The 552-nt window shown below is 72.6% G+C and carries 2 protein-coding genes; both read left to right on the top strand.

What is annotated here, in order from left to right; translation table 11 throughout:
- Window positions 1-244, top strand: a 244-nt coding sequence (locus FUT87_RS26220; RefSeq protein WP_147242881.1) for a GNAT family N-acetyltransferase, incomplete at its 5' end; no start/stop codon positions are given.
- The coding region (locus tag FUT87_RS26215; protein ID WP_147242880.1) for a GNAT family N-acetyltransferase at window positions 235-552 on the top strand (318 nt) is incomplete at its 3' end. The genes FUT87_RS26220 and FUT87_RS26215, both read left to right, overlap by 10 nt.

The following is a 552-nucleotide window of genomic DNA, read 5'->3' as shown; positions in this document are numbered from 1 at the left end:
CGGCGCCGCGCTGCTGGCGGCGCTGGAGCGCGAGGCGCTCGCCATGGGCTACCGCGCGCTGTGGCTGGAGACGCGCCGCGTCAACGAACGCGCGCTGCGCTTCTACCGGCGCCACGGCTATTCCGAGATCCCCCGCTATGGCGCCTACGTCGATCGCCCCGACGCGGTGTGCCTGGGCAAGCCCCTGCGCGCCCCCGTGGCGACCGCCTCCTCCCCGCTCCACCAGGAATCCCCATGGAACTGATCGACCTCCGCGGCACCGACCGCGACTGGATGCCCGCGCTCGGCGAGCTGTTCTTCGACGTCATCGACGGCGGCGGCTCGCTCGGTTTCCTCGAGGACATCGACGAGGCGCAGATGCGCGAGTACTGGGAAGGCGTCTTCGACCAGCTCGGCCCGCGACACCGCCTGTGGGTCTGCCGCGACGGCGACCGGGCGCTCGGCACGGTGCAGCTGTCGCTCTGCGGCAAGCCCAACGGGCGCCATCGCGCCGAGGTGCAGAAGCTGATGGTGCATCGCGACGCACGCCGGCGGGGCGTGGCGGCGCAGTTG

This window comes from Mitsuaria sp. TWR114, assembly GCF_007997345.1.
This window is presented reverse-complemented; position numbering and strand designations above follow the sequence as displayed.